The following is a 17650-nucleotide window of genomic DNA, read 5'->3' as shown; positions in this document are numbered from 1 at the left end:
CACAATTGATGGGGGATTTAAACCTCCTGGCGCGCTTCCTTTGACACGTCCCACCCGCAGTCTTCGGGTGGATCGAGGAATTGTTCAAAGCCGCGATCCCTGCTATAGGGTGTGCTCGGCTGTGTGGCGGTTGACCCCTGGAATCGAGGATAATCCTTGCTGGCCAAAGTATTGAGCAGCTCCGTAATCGGAATCGAAGCATACGCGGTGGAGGTGGAGGTGGACATCGCCGCCGGCCTGCCGGTCTTCAATATGGTCGGCCTGCCGGAAACCGCCGTCCGGGAGAGCAAGGACCGGGTCAAGTCGGCCATCAAAAATTCGGGCTACACATTTCCGGATGACCGCATCACCGTCAACCTCGCCCCGGCGGACATCAAGAAGGAGGGCACCGGCTTCGATTTGCCCATCGCCTTGGGCCTCCTGGCGGCCACGCGGGTCATCGATCAGGCGGCCCTGGACGGCTACCTGGTGCTGGGCGAGCTGTCCCTGGACGGGCGCGTAAAACCGGTCACCGGCGCCCTTTCCACCGCCCTGGCCGCCCGCGACGCCGGGTATGCGGGGATCATCGTTCCCGTCGACAACGCCCGGGAGGCGGCCGTGGTGGTGGGGGTGGCGGTCATCCCGGTTGAAACGCTTTCCCAGGCCGCCGAATTTCTGCGGGGGCTGACATCCATTGCGCCCCACGAATCCGCGGTGGGGCAGGAACTGCTGTCGGATGAGCCGGCCGGCGTCGATTTCGCCGATGTCAGAGGCCAGGAGCACGTCAAGCGGGCGCTGGAAGTTGCCGCTGCGGGGGGGCACAACCTCCTGATGATCGGGCCGCCGGGCTCGGGCAAAACCATGCTGGCGCGGCGGATTGCGACGATCCTGCCGACCCTGACCTTTGAGGAGGCCATCGAAACCACCCGGATCTACAGCGTTGCCGGGATGCTTCAGCGGGGGCAGGCCCTGGTGCGGCAGCGGCCCTTTCGGGCGCCGCATCACACCATTTCAGATGCCGGGCTGATCGGCGGTGGGCATGTGCCCAAACCCGGCGAGGTCAGCCTGGCGCACAACGGTGTGCTCTTCTTGGATGAACTGCCCGAGTTCAAAAAGAATGTCCTGGAAGTCTTGCGCCAGCCGCTTGAGGACCGCCAGGTCACCATCGCACGGGCGGCATCGACCCTTACCTACCCCTGCAGCTTCATGCTGATCGGGGCCATGAACCCCTGCCCGTGTGGTTATCTGGGGGACGCCGCACACGAATGCCGGTGCTCCCCGGCCCAGGTCAACCGCTACCGCTCCCGGATCTCCGGGCCGCTTTTGGACCGGATCGACATCCACGTCGAGGTGCCGGCCGTGCCTTACAAGGACCTCACCGGCGGCAGAGCGGGTGAGCCCTCCTCAGCGATCCGGGAGCGGGTTTCACGGGTGCGTGAGGTCCAAACGCTGCGGTTCAAGCGCGCCGGCATCCACTGCAACGCCAAAATGGGCTCCCGCCACATCCGCCAGCACTGCACCATCGGCGCGAAATCATCAACACTTCTGGAGACCGCCGTGAACCGGCTGGGCCTCTCGGCCCGGGCTTGCAACCGCATCCTCAAGATCAGCCGGACCATCGCCGATCTGGCGGGGTCGGAGACGATCGGGACCAATCATATCTCCGAGGCGATTCAGTACAGGAATTTGGATCGGAACGTTTAACGAAAAAAATCATATTCGGACACTGCCTCGGCTCGCCGAATGCCGCCATCTCCGTGAATAAGCGGGTATTGATTTTTCCGCGAATCGAATAACCCCGATCACAAGTTGACCGATTCCCACTTTCTTTGGGTTCCACCAAGAGGGAAGCGTTGCATGCAGGCCATGGAAGAAAGAAAATTCAGGGTTGAAAATATAGATTGCGCAACTTGTGCGGCCAGAATCGAGCGCGAACTGCTGAAAACAGAAGGGGTCGAGGCGGCAACCCTGGATTTTGCAACGCTTACCCTGCGCATAAAGGCCGCCGACATACCGAAGGCTATGGCGGCGGTCAGGCGGATAGAACCCAACGTCAAGATCGCAGCCGCAAGCCAGGAGTTTGAAGTCGAAGATAGCGTTGCAACAGAGGCAACCGGTTTTAAGAAGCAGATCGGGGTTATCGCAATCGCTGGGATTATCTTCGCGGTTCACCTTGTTTTTGAAGATCGGTTGTACCGGGGCCTCTGGGTCTGGGTGGCCTATCCAACTGTAATCAGCGCATACCTGCTGGCTGGCTGGCGAGTTTTCAAAGGCGCACTGCAAACCCTGAGGCGCGGGCAGTTTTTCGATGAAAACGTGCTCATGGTGGTTGCCACGCTCGGAGCCATGGCCATCCACGCGCTGTCAGAGGCAGTCGGTGTGATGCTGTTTTTCAAGATTGGCGAGCTGCTCCAGGAGGTGGCGGTTTCCAGATCAAGGCGCTCGGTGCGGGGCTTGCTGGCGGCTCGACCCAACCGGGCTTTGCTGAAAACCCAAGGGGGGCTGAAGGAAACGGCGCCCGAGAGGGTGAAGATTGGCGATATCATTCTGGTGAGGCCCGGCGAAAAAATCGCCTTGGACGGCAGGGTGGTCGCGGGCGTTTCACAGGTGGACACCTCGCCCTTGACCGGCGAGCCGGTGCCGGTCCGGGTGCGTCCGGGTGATCCGGTTATGGCCGGCTGCATCAATGCGGCATCGGCGCTGACGATACGCGTCGAAAAACCATTTGAGGCGTCTTCCATCGCCCGCGTGCTGGAGTTGGTGGAAAGCGCGACCTCCCGCAAGGCCGCCACCGAAAAGTTTATCACCACATTTGCCCGGTATTATACCCCAGTGGTGGTGGCCATCGCGGTGGCCATCGCCCTCTTGCCGCCGTTGATCCTGGCGGATGCGTTATTTTCCACCTGGATTTATCGCGCTTTGGTGCTGCTGGTGATCTCCTGCCCGTGTGCCCTGGTGGTCAGCATTCCGCTTGGGTATTTCGGGGGGATCGGCCGCGCATCGCGAAGAGGTATCCTGGTCAAGGGGTCGCTTTTCATAGATGTTCTTGCGAAGGTAAAAACGGTGGTTTTTGATAAGACCGGGACCCTGACGCAGGGTGTTTTCAAAGTGGATCGGGTTGTAAGCGCCGATGGCTTTACCTCCGAGCAAGTGCTCCAGATGGCTGCCGCCGCGGAGTTTCATTCCGACCACCCCATCGCCAAATCGATTGTTGCGGCAGTAAAGGAAACGGGATCGGCCATCGATGCTTCCCGGATCAGCGATCATGTCGCCATTCCCGGAAAGGGGGTCGCAGCCGTCTATGATGGAAAAAATATCGCAGTTGGAAACGACGCGCTCTTACATGAGAAAGAAATCGATCACGGACGATGTGTTTTTGACGGCACCGTCGTTCACGTGGTGGTGGATAGGCAGTATGCCGGCCACATCCGGATTGGTGACCTGCTGAAACCAGATGCAAAACAGGCCGTGGCAAGGTTGCGCTCCAGAGGCGTTAGCAAATTGGTGATGCTGACGGGCGACAACGCCTGTGCCGCCCAAAGCGTCGCCACAGCGCTCGGCCTGGACCGATTTCATGCCGAATTGCTGCCGGAAGATAAAGTCCGTGTTTTGGAAGAGATCATTGCGGAAGCCCCGAAAGATGAAAAAGTTGCTTTCGTGGGGGACGGCATCAACGATGCGCCAGTCCTTGCGCGGGCCGATGTGGGGGTGGCCATGGGGGCTTTGGGGTCGGATGCGGCCATTGAAACCGCCGATGTGGTGCTGATGACCGATGCGCCATCCAAGATGGCCGAAGCAGTCGGAATCGCCAAGAATACCCGAAAAATTGTTGTCCAAAATATCGCACTGGCGCTTTTCATCAAGGGGGTTTTCCTGTCATTCGGCGCTTTCGGATTGGCAACCATGTGGGAGGCTGTTTTCGCCGATATGGGTACCGCCCTGCTGGCCTTGCTCAACGCAACACGGGCCTTTCGTGAGAAAGCCTCCTGAGGGCGCCCGACACAGATTCCGCCGGGCGTCGAGACCTGCGCCGTGGTGACGAACCAAAATACCGCGCCGTCGGTTTTCTCACACCAGCTCCAGGTGCCGGGCCTGCTCCCACAGCTGGCGGGCCATGCGCACGGTCGCCTGGTCCACCATGCGGCCGTCCACGGCGACGGCACCCCGTCCCCGGGCCTGCTGGAAGGCGTCCAGAATCCGGCCGGCGCGCGCGATCTCCTCGGGGGAGGGGCTGAACACTCGGTTTAAGGTCCCTATCTGGTCGGGGTGGATGGCCCATTTGCCATCGCAGCCCAGGGCGCTGGCCGTGACCGCGGCGCGTTGGAGCCCCTCGGCGTCCTTGAAATTGCCGAAGGGCGCATCGATCACCATCAGGCCGCGGGCCTTGCCGGCCATGACCAGGCGGCTGAGGGCGAAATGCCAGCGGTGACCGGGATAGAGCGCCTCCTCCCCTTCCCCGTGGCCCGAGAGGGAGACCAGGCGCGCGCCAATGGAGGCCGAGTAGTCGGCGATGCCGAAAACCAGCGTCTGGATGCGGTCGCTGGCATCGGCGATGGCCGCCACCTGCTGCAGCCCGGCAGCGGTTTCGATTGAGGCCTCCAGCCCCAGGGGCTGCTCCCGGCCGCAATGCAGCTCGATGCCGTCCAGGAGGCGGGCGGCGAAGTGGATGTCCCGGGGGTGATCGACTTTGGGGATCACGATGCTTGTCAAGCGGTCGCCGGCCGCTTCCGCCACTTCCAGCAGATCCCGGTAGGCGTAGGCCGTGTCCAATCCGTTGATGCGCACCGTCACGGTCTTCGACCCCCAGTCGATCGTCTGCAGGGAGTCGATGACCTGCCGCCGGGCCGCGTCCTTGGCGTCCAGCGGAACGCTGTCCTCCAGATCCAGCATGACGACGTCGGCGGCGCTGGCCGCTGCTTTGGGGTGCATTTTCAACACGTGGCCGGGAACGGACAAGGTCGAGCGTCGGGGTTTCATGGCATATCTCTCCGGCTTTGCCGTCCGCGGCGGCGGATTCCCGCCGCGGGCCGCAGCCTGGCGTTTGATGGGTGACCCCCTGGCCTATATCAGAATATCGGCGGGCCTTCAAACCGCCCGGGGCGGGAAAGGAAGCGGCGCATGAAAGTCATCAAAGTCGGCGGCGGCTGTCTCAAGGACAAACAGGCCGTCGGCCGGATCCTGGAGCTGATCGCCACTCGGGGGCGCGGCAATATCCTGGTGGTCTCGGCGCTCAGCGGCATCACCGACCTGCTGATCGAGAGCATCCCCAAGGCCCTGGCCGATGAAGAAAATATCCCCGGCATCATCGGTCGCCTCAAAAGCCGTCACCTGCTGGTGGCCCGCCATCTCCTGAGCGACAGTCAGGCGGTCCAAAAATACGGCCGGGAGCTGACCCGGCAGTTGGCCGAACTGGAGCGCTATTTCTACGGCCTGAATTTCACCCGTGAAATCACCGCCCGGCTGCGGGATGTGATCTGCAGCTACGGGGAGCGTTTTTCAGCCGCCCTGCTGGCCTTTGTGCTGCGCAGCCGGGGGCTGCAGGCCGGCTACCGGCTGCCCCACAAAATCGGTTTGGTCACCGACGGCAAGTTCGGCGATGCCACCGTCAAGATGCGCCCCACCGCCCAAAACCTCCAGCACCACCTGGCCTCCCTGCTTAAAAACGGGATGGTCCTGTTGATCCCCGGCTTTTTTGGGGTCAGTGAGCTGGGCGCCATCACGACCTTTGGCCGCGGGGGCAGCGATTATTCCGCCGCGGTGGTGGCGGCGGCCATGGGCGCTGAGGTACTGGAGGTCTGGAAGGACGTCGCCGGTTTTATGAGCGCGGACCCGACCATCATCCCCGAGGCGCAGCTGATCCCCCGGATTTCCTACGACGAGGCCGCCGAGCTCGCCTACTTCGGCGCCAAAATCCTCCACCCCCGGACTGTGGAGCCCCTTCGACGCCGGAAACTCCAGATCGCCATCAAAAACACCCTGAACCCGGACGCCCCCGGCAGTCTGATCTCCGCCAAGCGTCTTCTGGCGAAGACCGTGATCAAAAGCGTGGCCCACCAGACCGACATCGGGATTCTCAAAATCCATGCCTCCGGGGTGGGGGCCCGCCCCGGTATTCTGGCCGAGGTGGCGGTTTGTCTGGCCGCAACCGGGATCAACATCAAGTCTGTGGTCACCTCCCAGACCTGCATCAGCCTGCTGCTCTCCCTGAGGGACCTCGATGCGGCCCAGGAGGCGCTGCAGGGCCTCACGCCGCGGCCCTACCGCAAGTTGGAAAAGGTGGCGGGGGTCGCCCTGATCAGCATCGTGGGGGAGGGCATCGCCCGGCGCAAGGGCATCGCGGCGCGCTGTTTCGCGGCCGTTGAGGCCTGCGGCGTGAACGTTGAGATGATCTCCTTCGGGCCCTCGCGCGTGGCGCTCTATTTTCTGGTGCGGCTGAAAGACCTGCAAAAGGCCGTGACCGCGATTCACAGCACCTTTTTCTCCCAGCCGCGCTGTCTTCTCTGATGCCGGAAGGACCCCGCGCGGCAGGGCAAGCGGCGCTGGGCAGCCGCCGTCTCGCGTCAGAGCGCCCCACTGGGTAGAGCTTCGCTCACCGGGCAGGGTTAAAAGCCAAGGGCACCGGCGCCCTCGGATCAGCTCAAAAACCCGAGCGCGCCGTGCTCGTGCAGAATATTGATGCCGATCAGCACCAGCACGATCCCGCCCGCACCCTCGGCGTAGCGGCTCAGATACGGGGCGGCGCCGATCATTTTTCCCAGATGCATTCCCGCCGTGGTGAAGGCGCCCGCCACGAGGCCGATCATCAGGGCCGGCGTCCAGATGGAAATATTGATCAGCGAGAGGCTCAACCCCACGGCCAGGGCATCGATGCTGGTCGCCACCGAAAGCATCACCAGGGTGGCGCCGCGGGTGGGGTCTTTGCGCTCCTGGTCCGGCGCTTCGGTTCGGAACGCCGCCCGCAGCATTCCCTGGGCGACAAAGACCAGCAGGCCAAAGGCGACCCAATGGTCGAAGCTCTCGATCCAGTGCCTGATGTGGATTCCCGCCCCCCAGCCGATAACCGGCATCATGGCCTGAAACAACCCGAAATGCCAGGCCAGCCGGAAGTTCTGACGAAAGCTGATCTTTTTAAGGGTCACACCGGCGGCAATCGCCACCGCAAAGGCATCCATGGCCAGCGCCACGGCCAGGGCCGCGATGTTGAGCATTTGCACGGTTGATACCTCATCGGGCTGGAAAATCGGGTTTTTCGGAATAACTGTCTAAAATCCGAGCAGATTGATGTCGGTCAGAGGCCTTCCCCCTCTATTTTTTAAAACTACCATATCTTGATCAGAAAACATAATGCTCGCAGATGGGCGCTGGCAATTCGCCCGGCGATCGGATCTTGCAGGTGCTGCCAGTTTTCCATTATACAAAAAGTAAGGAGGCTCCCATGACCCTGCTCAAAACCCAGGTGCTGATCATCGGCGGCGGAGCGACCGGCGCCGGGCTTGCGAGGGATTTGAGCCTGCGCGGGGTGCCCTGCCTGCTGGTTGAACGCGGCGACATCGCCGCGGGGGCATCGGGCGCCAACCACGGGCTGCTGCACAGCGGCGCGCGCTACGTGGCCAAGGACCCGCAGGCGGCAATGGAATGCGCGGTGGAAGGGGCGATTCTGAAAAAGGTTGCGGCCGGCTGCATCGAGGACACCGGGGGCCTGTTCGCGGCGGTGGCAGGGGATGATGAGCGCTATGTCGCTGATTTTCCGTCCCACTGCCACACGTGCGGTGTTGCCTGCGAGCCGCTGGCGCTTGGGGAGGCCCGGGAAATGGAGCCGGTTCTCTCGGAAAAACTGATCGCGGCCTTCAAGGTGCCCGATGCGGCCATCGATCCATTCAAACTGGTGTTCGAAAATATCGACGAGGCCCTGAGCCTGGGGGCCGACGTGCGGCCCCACACCAGGTTGACGGGCTTCCGGCGGTGTCGCCGGGGGCTTGAAGCCGCGCTTCTGCGCGACATGCAAAGCGGTGCGGCGTTGACCGTCGAGGCCGCCCAGTTTGTCAACGCCGCCGGAGCCTGGGCCGCGGAGGTCGCCGCCCTGGCGGGCCTTGAAATCCCGATGCTGTATTCCAAGGGCAGTCTGCTGGTGACCGAACGGCGCCTGGCCCGGCGGGTCATCAACCGGCTGCGGTCCTCCGCCGACGCCGACATCCTGGTGCCCGGCGGCACAGTCTCGCTGCTGGGTACAACCTCCGTGCGGCTTGACCGGCTGGAAGATTGCCGGCCGACCATACCGGAGATCGACCGGATCATCGACGCCGCCTCAAAAATGGTGCCGGTGCTTGCGGCGACCCGCTTCATTCGGGCCTATGCCGGTGTCCGGCCGCTGGTCGGCGCCAAGACCCCGCATGACGACCGTGCCGTCAGCCGCGGGTTTGCCCTGGTGGATCATGCCGCCGAAGGGTGTGACAACCTGGTCACCATCACCGGGGGGAAGCTGACCACCTACCGTAAGATGGCCGAAAAAACCGCCGATCTGGTCTGCGCCAAATTGGGGGTCGCCGCGGCCTGTCGGACCGCTGTCCAGCCCCTGGCGTCGGGTGGCGCCAGCCGCTGGGCGGCGCCCGGGCTGGCGCCCCGATTGTGGCTCAAAGCCCAGGATCCCGACGATCTGCTGCTGTGCGAGTGTGAAATGGTGCCCCAAAGCGCCGTTGACGAGATCGTCGATGCCATCCGGCGTCAGAAGGCGGTGGTCGACATCCGCGCCATCGGGCTGCGCAGCCGCATCGGCAAGGGAACCTGCCAGGGCGCCTTCTGTGCCGTGCGGCTGGCCGCCTACCTCTGCGACCGGGGTCTGCTCGGGGCGGGGGATGGGCCGGCCGACATCCGGGCCTTTCTCGCCAGCCGCTGGAAGGGGTTGCGGCCCGTCTTGTGGGGCCGCTCTCTGGTCCAGGAGGAACTGCAGGAGGCCTTGCACTGCGGTCTTTTCGGGCTGGAGCTTTGAATCGGCGCGACTCGCGGACAGGCAGACCGGTGCCGGCCGCCCCCAAGTAAAGGAACGGAGAAAACATGAGCGACCAGAATTCAGCGCCGGTTGACCTGATCGTCATCGGGGCCGGCATGGCCGGCATGGCCGCCGCTCTGTTGGCGGTCAACCGCGGCCTGACCGTGGCACAGGTGGGCAGCAGCGCTGAAATCATTTTTGCCAGCGGGCTGCTGGACCTCTTGGGGGTTCACCCCATAGCCACGGGCAGAATCTGGCGGGACCCCTGGGCGGCTGTGGACGCCCTCCGCCGGGACCTTCCCCGGCACCCGTACGCCCGGCTTTCCAAGGCCGACATCCAAGGGGCGTTCACCGAGTTCTGCGCCTTCCTGGCCGATGCCGGCCTGCCCTACTGGATCGACCCGGGCCGCAACAGCCCGGTGCTGACATCCCTGGGGACCTTCAAACTTACCTATGCCCTGCCGGCCAGCATGCAGCCGGGGGTCGCGGCGCGGGCGGCCGGCCGGCGCTGTCTCATCGTGGCCATCAAGGGCCTCAAGGGTTTCAGTGCGCCTCAGATGGCGGCCAGCCTGGCAGCGTCCTGGCCGCACCTGCGCGCCGCAACGGTGGCCTTTCCCGGCGCCCAGGGCGGGGAGGTCTACCCCGAAAAGATGGCCCGTGCCATGGAACTGCCCGCCGCCATCGAAGACCTGGCGGCCGCCATCCGCCCGCACCTGGATGGGGCCGAGGTGGTGGGGCTGCCGTCGATTCTCGGCGTCGGCGGCTGCCGTGCAGTGGCCGCAGCGCTTTCGACGGCCCTTGAGCGGCCGGTTTTTGAAATCCCTTCGATTCCGCCTTCAGTTCCCGGCCTGCGGCTCAAGGAAGCCTGTGAACAGCACCTGCCCCGCAAGGGGGTGCGGCTTTTTCTGGAGCAGCGGGTGACGGAAGTGCAACCCCTGGGTGACGGGGGGTTTGCGCTTCAGGTGGCCGGTCGGCCAGGCTTTCAAACACGCCTGACGTGCCGCAGCCTGCTGATGGCCACCGGCCGGTTTCTGGGCGCGGGGCTGCGCGCCGAGCGCGGCCGCATCCGTGAAACGCTGCTTGATCTGCCGGTATTTCAGCCCCAGGATCGGCGGCAGTGGCATCGGCGCGATTTTCTGGACTCCCGGGGCCATCCCGTCAACCAGGCCGGCATCGCGACCGACCGCCACTTCCGGCCCCTCGCCACCACCGGCCGGCCGGCCTTCAGGCAACTCTTCGCCGCCGGCGCCATTCTGGCGCACCAGGACTGGATGCGCATGAAGTGCGGCAGCGGCCTGGCCCTCGCCACCGCCCTGGGCGCCGTTAGGGCCTGCCGCCGGGCGCTTGCAGGCACCCTGGACTAGCATTCATTCCCAGCTGGGCCCTTTTTCCGGGTCCCATCACCGGCCGGGCACCCCTTTCCGGCCGCGGATTTCGTCACCAGGGCGGGAACCTTCTCCCCGCCCAGGCCGCCCAGCGAGCCCCTCCGCGCCATCTCCACCACAGGCCTTCCCGGCCGGTTTGAGCGCCTGCAGATTCCTCTTGACAAACCGGTTTCAGGCTGGCATACGAAGAAAAAAATAAAACAGTGTTTTGATATATGAAACAAACTGCCCATTTCAATTCCATCGAAAAAGCCCTGCAAATCCTGCTGGCTTTCCAGGCCGAGCGCACCTCCTGGGGCGTCCGCGAGCTCAGCGCGCAGTTGGGCTTCAGCCCGGCCACCGTCCAGCGGATCCTGCAGGTCCTCAAGGCCAACGGTTTCGTGGAGCAGGACGCCGCCACCCGCCAGTATCGCCTGGGATTTGTCTATTACGGTTTTCTGCACGCGCTCAAGGGCACCTACCCCATCACCCGGGCAAGCCAGCCCTTCATGCAGCGCCTGGTGACCCGCACCCGGGAAACTGTGCACCTCAATATCCGGGAGGGCACCGACCGGGTGTGCATCGACAACATGGAATCCCCCCAAACGCTCAAGGCCACGATGCCCATCGGCAGCCGCTCCCCCCTTTACGCCGGGGGGTCTTCCAAGTGCCTGCTGGCGTTTTGTGAAGCGGAATTCCGGGAGCAGTATCTCGAGAACCTGACCGCCATCCCCCCCCTGACCCATCACACCGTCACCGATCTGGACGCCCTGCGCGCGGAACTGGCGCAAATCGCGGCCCAGGGCTACGCGGTCAGCCTGGGGGAGCGCAACCCCGGCCTGGGGTCGCTGAGCGCGCCGGTTTTAAACCACCGCGGCCAGCTGCTGGCGACCCTCAGCCTCGCCCTGCCGGAGATTCGCTACAAGGATGACCGGCACCGGGAATTCTGCCTTCAGGAGCTGTGTCAGACCGCCCGTGAGTTCTCCCAGGTCATGGGCCACGATGGGGAATTGCAAGGCAGGACGTCAGAAAAAGGAGACATCAATGCAGGCGAATCCAAAACCGCTGAGTGACATCACCGTCTTGGACCTCTCACGGGTTCTGGCGGGACCCTACTGCTCCATGATGCTGGGTGATCTCGGGGCGGACGTGATCAAGGTCGAACGGCCGCAGGTGGGAGACGACACCCGCCGCTGGGGGCCGCCGGAGGCCGGCGGCGAGGCGGCCTACTATCTGTGCGTCAACCGCAACAAGCGCAGCCTGACGGTCAACCTCAAGCACCCCGAGGGGCAAGCCTTGATCCGCAAACTGGCCCGTCAAAGCGATATCGTCATCGAAAACTACATGGTCGGCACCCTGGACCGGCTGGGGCTGGGCTACGAGGACCTGCGCAAGGAAAACCCCGGTATCATCTACTGCTCCATCACCGGCTTCGGCCAGGACGGCCCCTACAAGGATCAGCCCGGCTACGACTTCATGATTCAGGGCATGGGTGGGGTTATGAGCTTCACGGGGGAGCCCGAAGGACCGCCCATGAAGGTCGGCGTGGCGATCGTGGACATTACCACCGGGATGTTTGCCTGCAGCGCCATCCTGGCGGCCCTGCGCCACCGCGAAAAAACCGGCCAGGGCCAGTACATCGACATGGCCCTGCTGGACTCGGTGGTGGCCTGGCTGGCCAACGTGGGCAGCAACTACCTTGTTTCCGGCGAGCTTCCCAAACGCTACGGCAACGCCCACCCCAACATCGTGCCCTACCAGCCGTTTTTGACCCGGGACAACACCTATATCGCCCTGGCGGTGGGCAACGACCAGCAGTGGCAGAAATTCTGCCAGCTGGCGGGGCTGGACGATCTGGCCCACGACCCGCGCTTCACCACCAACCCCGAACGGGTCAAAAACCGCGACACGCTGATCCCGCTAGTGGCCCGGGCCATGCTCAAACGGCCGGCGGAGGAGTGGTTGGCCGAACTGGGCAAGCTGAAGATCCCCTGCGGTCCGATCAACACCTTCGACAAGGTCTTCTCCGATCCCCAGCTGCTTTTTCGCGGCATGCTCGCCGAGGTGCCGCACCCCACCGCCGGGACGGTCAAGATGGTGGCCAGCCCGATGAAGCTCAGTCAAACCCCCTGCGACATCAAACGGCACCCGCCGCTTTTGGGGGAGCACACCGAGGAGCTTCTGCAGGCGCGCTTCGGCCTGAGCACCGCTGAAATCGAAAGCCTGCGGCAAAACGGGGTGATTTGAACCCCGGCCGCCAGCAATTTTGACACCCAACTTCACCCAGGAGGACGCCATGGATTTCAAACTTTCCAAAGACTTAGAGATGCTGCGGGATGCGGTGCGGGAATTTGCCGCCAAGAAAATCGCCCCCAACGCCGATGAATGGGACGCCAACCACTACCTGCCCTACAAGGAGGCCATGAAGCCCATGGGTGAGCTGGGGTTTTTCGGCACGGTGATCCCTGAAGATTACAACGGCGAGGATATGGGCTGGCTGGCGGCCATGATCGTCACTGAGGAGATCGCGCGGGCTTCCAGCTCCCTGCGGGTCCAGGTCAACATGCAGACCCTGGGCTGCGCCTTCACCATCTATAAATACGGCAGCGAGGAACTGCGCAAGAAGTACATCGCCAAGCTGGTCAGCGCCGAATACATCGGCGGGTTTGCCATCACCGAGCCGGATGCGGGCTCCGACGTCATGGCCATGCAGTCCGCCGCCGAGGACAAGGGCGACCATTGGCTGCTCAACGGCTCCAAGACCTGGATTTCAAACGCCAACGTCGCCGACGTGCTGATCTATTACGCCTACACCGACCGCTCCCAGGGTTCCCGGGGGCTTTCGGCCTTCGTTCTGGAACCCAAGAACTTCAACGGCGTCAAGACCTCGGGGCTGGACAAAATGGGCTCCCACTCCAGCCCCACCGGTGAGGTTTTCTTAAGCGACACGCGCATTCCCAAGGAGAACATCCTCGGCCAGCCCGGCGACGGCGCCCGCATCGTCTTCAGCTCGCTCAACCAGACCCGCCTTTCCGCCGCCGCCGGGGCCGTCGGCCTGGCCCAGGCCTGTCTGGACACCGCCATCAAATACTGCAACGACCGCAAGCAGTTCGGCAAACCGATCGGCACCTTCCAGATGAACCAGGACATGATCGCCCAGATGGCCACCGAAATCGAGGCCGCCCGCCTGCTGGTCTACAAGGCCGCCTGGGCCAAGGATCAGGGCAAGCTCAACAACGGGCTGGATGTGGCCATGGCCAAGTACTTCGCCGGGGAGGCCGTCACCAAGTGCGCCAACTACGCCATGCGCATTCTGGGGGCCTACGGCTATTCCACCGAGTACCCGGTGGCCCGCTTCTACCGCGATGCGCCGACCTATACCATGGTGGAAGGCTCCTCGAATATCTGCAAATGGATCATCGCCCAGGATCAGCTGGGGATCCGCAAGGCCAACCGCTAGCAGGGGCGGCCTTTCCGCCGGGGGAGGCCGTTGACATTCAAACCATCCAGGAGAGATTGCCGTGAGCCAGGAGATTGTGGAGAAAACCCGGAAAGTGGCGGCCCTCTATTTCGAAGGGGTCCAGGGCGAAAAGCCCTACGAGCTGTGGAAGGCCTTTGACAAGGAACTCGCCCGGGACCTGTCGCTTTTCATCACCGGGCAGATGTACGGGCGGGAAAAAATTCCGCACAAAACCCGCCAGCTGATCACCGTCGCGGCCCTTACGGTGCTCTCGCGCCTGGACGAACTCAAGCTGCACCTGCAGGCCGCCCTGAACGTCGGCTGCACCCCGCGGGAGGTCGCCGAAACCATCTTTCAGACCTTCATCTACGGCGGGATGCCGGCCACCAACGCCGCGCTGAAGACCCTCCAGGCGGTCCTGGAAGAGCGCGGCCAGTGGCCCCTGACCCCATAGGCCGGCACTTGGGCGACACCCGCCGGGAAGTATGAAAAAAAGGAGGACAGCGATGGAAGAGGCGATCACCATTTTCATCTCCGGCCTTGCCGGCGTTTTTGTTGCCATGGCGGTGCTCTACGGCGCCATTCGGCTGACATCCCGGGTGACCGACAAGATCGGAGGCCGTAAGGAAAAGTAAATGCACACCCTCATCGCGCTTTTCAAGACATCCGGTGTCTTCTACCTGACGCCGGGCATGCTGATCATGTGGGTCATCGCCCTGGTCCTGATCTACCTGGCGATTGCCAAGGACTACGAACCCCTGCTGCTGCTGCCGATCGGATTCGGCATCCTGCTGGTCAACCTGCCCCTGAGCGGCCTGATGACGCCCGGCGAGGGGTTGCTCTGGCGCTTTTACCACTACGGCATCCAGTGGGAAGTGATCCCGCCGCTGATTTTCCTGGGGCTGGGGGCCCTGACCGACTTCGGGCCCCTGCTGGCCAACCCGCGGCTGATTTTTCTGGGGGCCGGCGCCCAGGCCGGTGTTTACCTCACTTTTTTCGTGGCCTACGCCATGGGCTTTGATCTCAAGGAGGCGGCGACCGTCGGGATCATCGGGGGGGCCGACGGCCCCACGACGATTTTCCTGGCCACCAAGCTGGCCCCCCACCTGCTGGGCAGCTGCGCGGTGGCGGCCTATTCCTACATGGCGCTGGTGCCCATCATTCAGCCCCCCATCATGAAGCTCCTGACCACCCGCAGCGAGCGCGTCATTCGCATGCAGAAGGGGCGCAAGGTCAAACCCCTGGAAAAAATCGTCTTTCCCATCGTGGCGGCGATCGTTATCATTCTGCTGGTTCCGGCCTCGGCCCCGCTTGTGGCGATGTTCATGCTGGGCAACCTGTTTCGCGAGGCCAAGGTGGTGGAGCGCCTGACGCACGCCTCCCAAAACGAGCTGCTCAACATCGTGACCATTTTCCTGGGCCTGCCCGTGGGGGCCACCATGAACGCCGAGAATTTTCTGCAACCCAAGGTGATCTTCATCTTTTTCCTGGGGCTTTCGGCCTTCATGTTCAGCACGGCCACCGGCATCCTGCTGGCCAAGCTGATGAACCTCTTTTCGCGCAACAAGATCAACCCGCTGCTCGGCGCCGCCGGGGTTTCGGCGGTGCCCATGGCCGCCCGGGTGGTGCACAAGGTGGCCGCCGAGGCGGACAAGAAAAATTACCTGCTGATGTACGCCATGGGTCCCAATGTCGCCGGGGTGATCGGTACGGTGGTGGCGGCCGGCATATTTTTGACGCTGTTGGGCTAAGAGACCAGCCCTCATCACAGCGGCGTCCATCGCGTTTGATGAAACTCAATTCCAAATTATGGAGGGATTTGAAATGGCAGAAGAAATTTTAGCCCCGTTGGCGGGCAAGGTGGTTGCGGTGAATATCGCGGTCGGGGATGCGGTCGAGGAGGACGAGGAGGCCATGGTGATCGAGGCCATGAAGATGGAAACGCCGGTGTTCATCCCCTGCAACGGCACCATCAAGGAGATCCGGGTCAAGGAAGGCGCTGAGGTCGAGGAGGACGATGTTCTGGCCGTGATCGAATAGTCAGCGGATCCAACCACAGGAGTGAAAGATGCGACCGTATTTTGAAAAGATGGCCGATTTCGGCCGTGAGTTGAAAAAAGGCGCTTTCAAGCGCACCGACGAAAACGTGGCGCAGCTCAGGGCAGTGGAAGCCGAGGTGGCCCAGGCCGTGGAGAAAGTCAAGAATGCCGGCTTCCCCACTGAAAAGATCAACGCCCGCGGCCAGATGACCGTCTGGCAGCGGCTGGAGTACCTGGTGGAGCCCGGCACGTGGTGCCCGCTGCACACCCTCTTCAACCCCCTGGACAACGAGGAGGGCACCACCAATGTGGTGGACGGCCTGGGCAAAATTTCCGGCAAATGGGCCGTGATCGTCGGTTTCGACAACAAGGTGATGGCCGGCGCCTGGCTGGCCGGCCAGTCCGAGAACATCCTGCGGGTGACCGATCTCGCCAAGCGTTTCAACCTGCCGCTGGTCTGGCTGGTGAACTGCAGCGGCGCCAAGCTGCCGGAGCAGGAGAAATTCTACGCCAACCGGCGCGGGGCCGGGACCCCGTTTTTCCGGCACGCGGAGCTCGAACAGATGGGCATTCCGGTTCTGGCGGGAATCTACGGCACCAACCCGGCCGGCGGTGGCTACCAGGGGGTCAGCCCGACGATCCTTTTTGCCCACAAAAACTGCAATATCGCCGTGGGCGGCGCCGGGATCGTCTCCGGGATGGCCCCCAAGGGCGGCTTTGACACCCAAATGGCCGAAACCCTGATCGAAAAGGCCAAACATTTCAAAGCCAAACCGCCCGGATCGGTCAAGATTCATTACGACCAGACCGGTTTTTTCCGGTATGTCTACGAAGAGGAGCAAGGGGTGCTGGACGGCCTGAAGGAGTTCATGGCCGGCATGCCCGCCTACCACCCCAAGTTTTTCCGGGTGGCGGAGCCCCGGGAGCCCCGCTTTCCGGTGGATGACATCTACCGGCTGTTGCCTCTGGATCCCAAGAAAGTTTACGATTTCGAGGAGATCCTGGCGCGGCTGGTGGACGGCAGCGAGCACCTGGAATTTCGGCCCGACTACGGCCCCGAGGTCTACACCGGGCTGTGCAAGATCGACGGCTTTCTGGTGGGCTGCATCGGCAACCGCCAGGGCTACCTGGGCAAGGGCTACCCGGAGTATGCCGATTACCCCGGCATCGGCGGCAAGCTCTATCGCCAGGGGCTGATCAAGATGAACGAGTTCGTGACCCTGTGCGGCCGCGACCGCCTGCCCATCGTCTGGCTACAGGACACCTCCGGCATCGATGTCGGGGATGTCGCCGAAAAAGCCGAATTGCTGGGATTGGGGCAGTCCCTGATCTATTCCATCCAGCAGACCGAGGTCCCCATGATGCTGATCGTTTTGCGCAAGGGCTCGGCGGCGGCGCACTACGTGATGGGGGGCCCCACCGCCAACCGCCACAACGCCTTTTCCCTGGGAACGGCGGCCTCGGAAATCTACGTGATGCACGGCGAGACGGCTGCCGTGGCCACCTACGCCCGCCGCCTGGTGAAGGAAAAAGAGGCGGGGCGGCCGCTGGAGCCGGTGATCGAGAAGATGAACCAGTTGGCCCGGGATTACCACGACAAGTCCCGGCCGCTTTTCTGCGCCAAGACCGGGATGCTGGACGAGATCGTTCCGATCTCCGATCTGCGAAGCTATCTGGTGGCTTTTGCCGGCGCGGTCTACCAGAATCCCCGCTCCATCTGCCCCCAGCACCACATGCTGCTGCCCAGAATCATCAAGGGCTGAAAGCGGCGGACGGGGCCCCGTCGATACGGGGTCCCGTCCAGTTTGGTCTCATCGCTGCC

General features: G+C 63.2%; 14 protein-coding genes. 12 read left to right on the top strand and 2 right to left on the bottom strand.

Annotation, left to right across the window (positions count from 1 at the left end):
- Positions 1 to 156: 156 nt before the first annotated feature.
- Together LJE63_00420 and cadA are read left to right on the top strand one after the other, a co-directional pair.
- Complete coding sequence (locus LJE63_00420; GenBank protein ID MCG6905055.1) at positions 157 to 1683, top strand: YifB family Mg chelatase-like AAA ATPase; 1527 nt, start codon at positions 157 to 159, stop codon at positions 1681 to 1683.
- 153 nt (positions 1684 to 1836) lie between these two features.
- Positions 1837 to 3969: a cadmium-translocating P-type ATPase gene (gene cadA, locus LJE63_00415; protein ID MCG6905054.1), complete on the top strand. Its 2133-nt coding sequence runs from the start codon at positions 1837 to 1839 to the stop codon at positions 3967 to 3969.
- Positions 3970 to 4047: 78 nt separating this feature from the next.
- Here cadA and LJE63_00410 read toward each other — a convergent pair whose 3' ends face one another.
- On the bottom strand, positions 4048 to 4956 hold the full coding sequence (locus tag LJE63_00410; GenBank protein ID MCG6905053.1) for a CoA ester lyase: 909 nt from the start codon (positions 4954 to 4956) through the stop codon (positions 4048 to 4050).
- A gap of 141 nt (positions 4957 to 5097) precedes the next feature.
- Between LJE63_00410 and LJE63_00405 the strand changes: the two genes are divergently transcribed.
- Positions 5098 to 6483 carry an aspartate kinase gene (locus tag LJE63_00405; GenBank protein ID MCG6905052.1) on the top strand — a complete coding sequence of 462 codons (1386 nt, stop codon included), beginning with the start codon at positions 5098 to 5100 and terminating at the stop codon, positions 6481 to 6483.
- A gap of 128 nt (positions 6484 to 6611) precedes the next feature.
- On the opposite strand, the gene LJE63_00400 is transcribed toward LJE63_00405, so the two are convergent.
- Positions 6612 to 7187: a manganese efflux pump MntP family protein gene (locus LJE63_00400; protein ID MCG6905051.1), complete on the bottom strand. Its 576-nt coding sequence runs from the start codon at positions 7185 to 7187 to the stop codon at positions 6612 to 6614.
- A gap of 227 nt (positions 7188 to 7414) precedes the next feature.
- Between LJE63_00400 and glpA the strand changes: the two genes are divergently transcribed.
- The 9 genes from glpA to LJE63_00355 all read left to right on the top strand — a co-directional run bounded on the left by glpA (position 7415) and on the right by LJE63_00355 (position 17591).
- Positions 7415 to 8965, top strand: coding sequence for an anaerobic glycerol-3-phosphate dehydrogenase subunit A (glpA, locus tag LJE63_00395; protein ID MCG6905050.1), 1551 nt, complete (start codon positions 7415 to 7417; stop codon positions 8963 to 8965).
- Between the two features lie 65 nt (positions 8966 to 9030).
- Entirely contained in the window at positions 9031 to 10329 is a 1299-nt protein-coding gene (gene glpB, locus LJE63_00390) for a glycerol-3-phosphate dehydrogenase subunit GlpB (protein ID MCG6905049.1), read from the top strand.
- A gap of 236 nt (positions 10330 to 10565) precedes the next feature.
- Positions 10566 to 11402: an IclR family transcriptional regulator gene (locus LJE63_00385; GenBank protein MCG6905048.1), complete on the top strand. Its 837-nt coding sequence runs from the start codon at positions 10566 to 10568 to the stop codon at positions 11400 to 11402.
- Positions 11374 to 12576: a CoA transferase gene (locus tag LJE63_00380; GenBank protein MCG6905047.1), complete on the top strand. Its 1203-nt coding sequence runs from the start codon at positions 11374 to 11376 to the stop codon at positions 12574 to 12576. The genes LJE63_00385 and LJE63_00380 overlap by 29 nt, the downstream gene beginning before the upstream one ends.
- Before the next feature lie 49 nt (positions 12577 to 12625).
- Entirely contained in the window at positions 12626 to 13789 is a 1164-nt protein-coding gene (locus tag LJE63_00375) for an acyl-CoA dehydrogenase family protein (GenBank protein MCG6905046.1), read from the top strand.
- Between the two features lie 61 nt (positions 13790 to 13850).
- Complete coding sequence (locus LJE63_00370; protein ID MCG6905045.1) at positions 13851 to 14243, top strand: carboxymuconolactone decarboxylase family protein; 393 nt, start codon at positions 13851 to 13853, stop codon at positions 14241 to 14243.
- 181 nt (positions 14244 to 14424) lie between these two features.
- Positions 14425 to 15540 carry a sodium ion-translocating decarboxylase subunit beta gene (locus LJE63_00365; GenBank protein MCG6905044.1) on the top strand — a complete coding sequence of 372 codons (1116 nt, stop codon included), beginning with the start codon at positions 14425 to 14427 and terminating at the stop codon, positions 15538 to 15540.
- Positions 15541 to 15613: 73 nt separating this feature from the next.
- Positions 15614 to 15829: a biotin/lipoyl-binding protein gene (locus LJE63_00360; protein MCG6905043.1), complete on the top strand. Its 216-nt coding sequence runs from the start codon at positions 15614 to 15616 to the stop codon at positions 15827 to 15829.
- A gap of 28 nt (positions 15830 to 15857) precedes the next feature.
- Positions 15858 to 17591, top strand: coding sequence for a glutaconyl-CoA decarboxylase subunit alpha (locus LJE63_00355; protein ID MCG6905042.1), 1734 nt, complete (start codon positions 15858 to 15860; stop codon positions 17589 to 17591).
- The last annotated feature ends 59 nt before the right edge of the window (positions 17592 to 17650 follow it).

It is taken from the genome of Desulfobacteraceae bacterium (assembly GCA_022340425.1).
GTDB lineage: Bacteria > Desulfobacterota > Desulfobacteria > Desulfobacterales > JAABRJ01 > JAABRJ01.
This window is presented reverse-complemented; position numbering and strand designations above follow the sequence as displayed.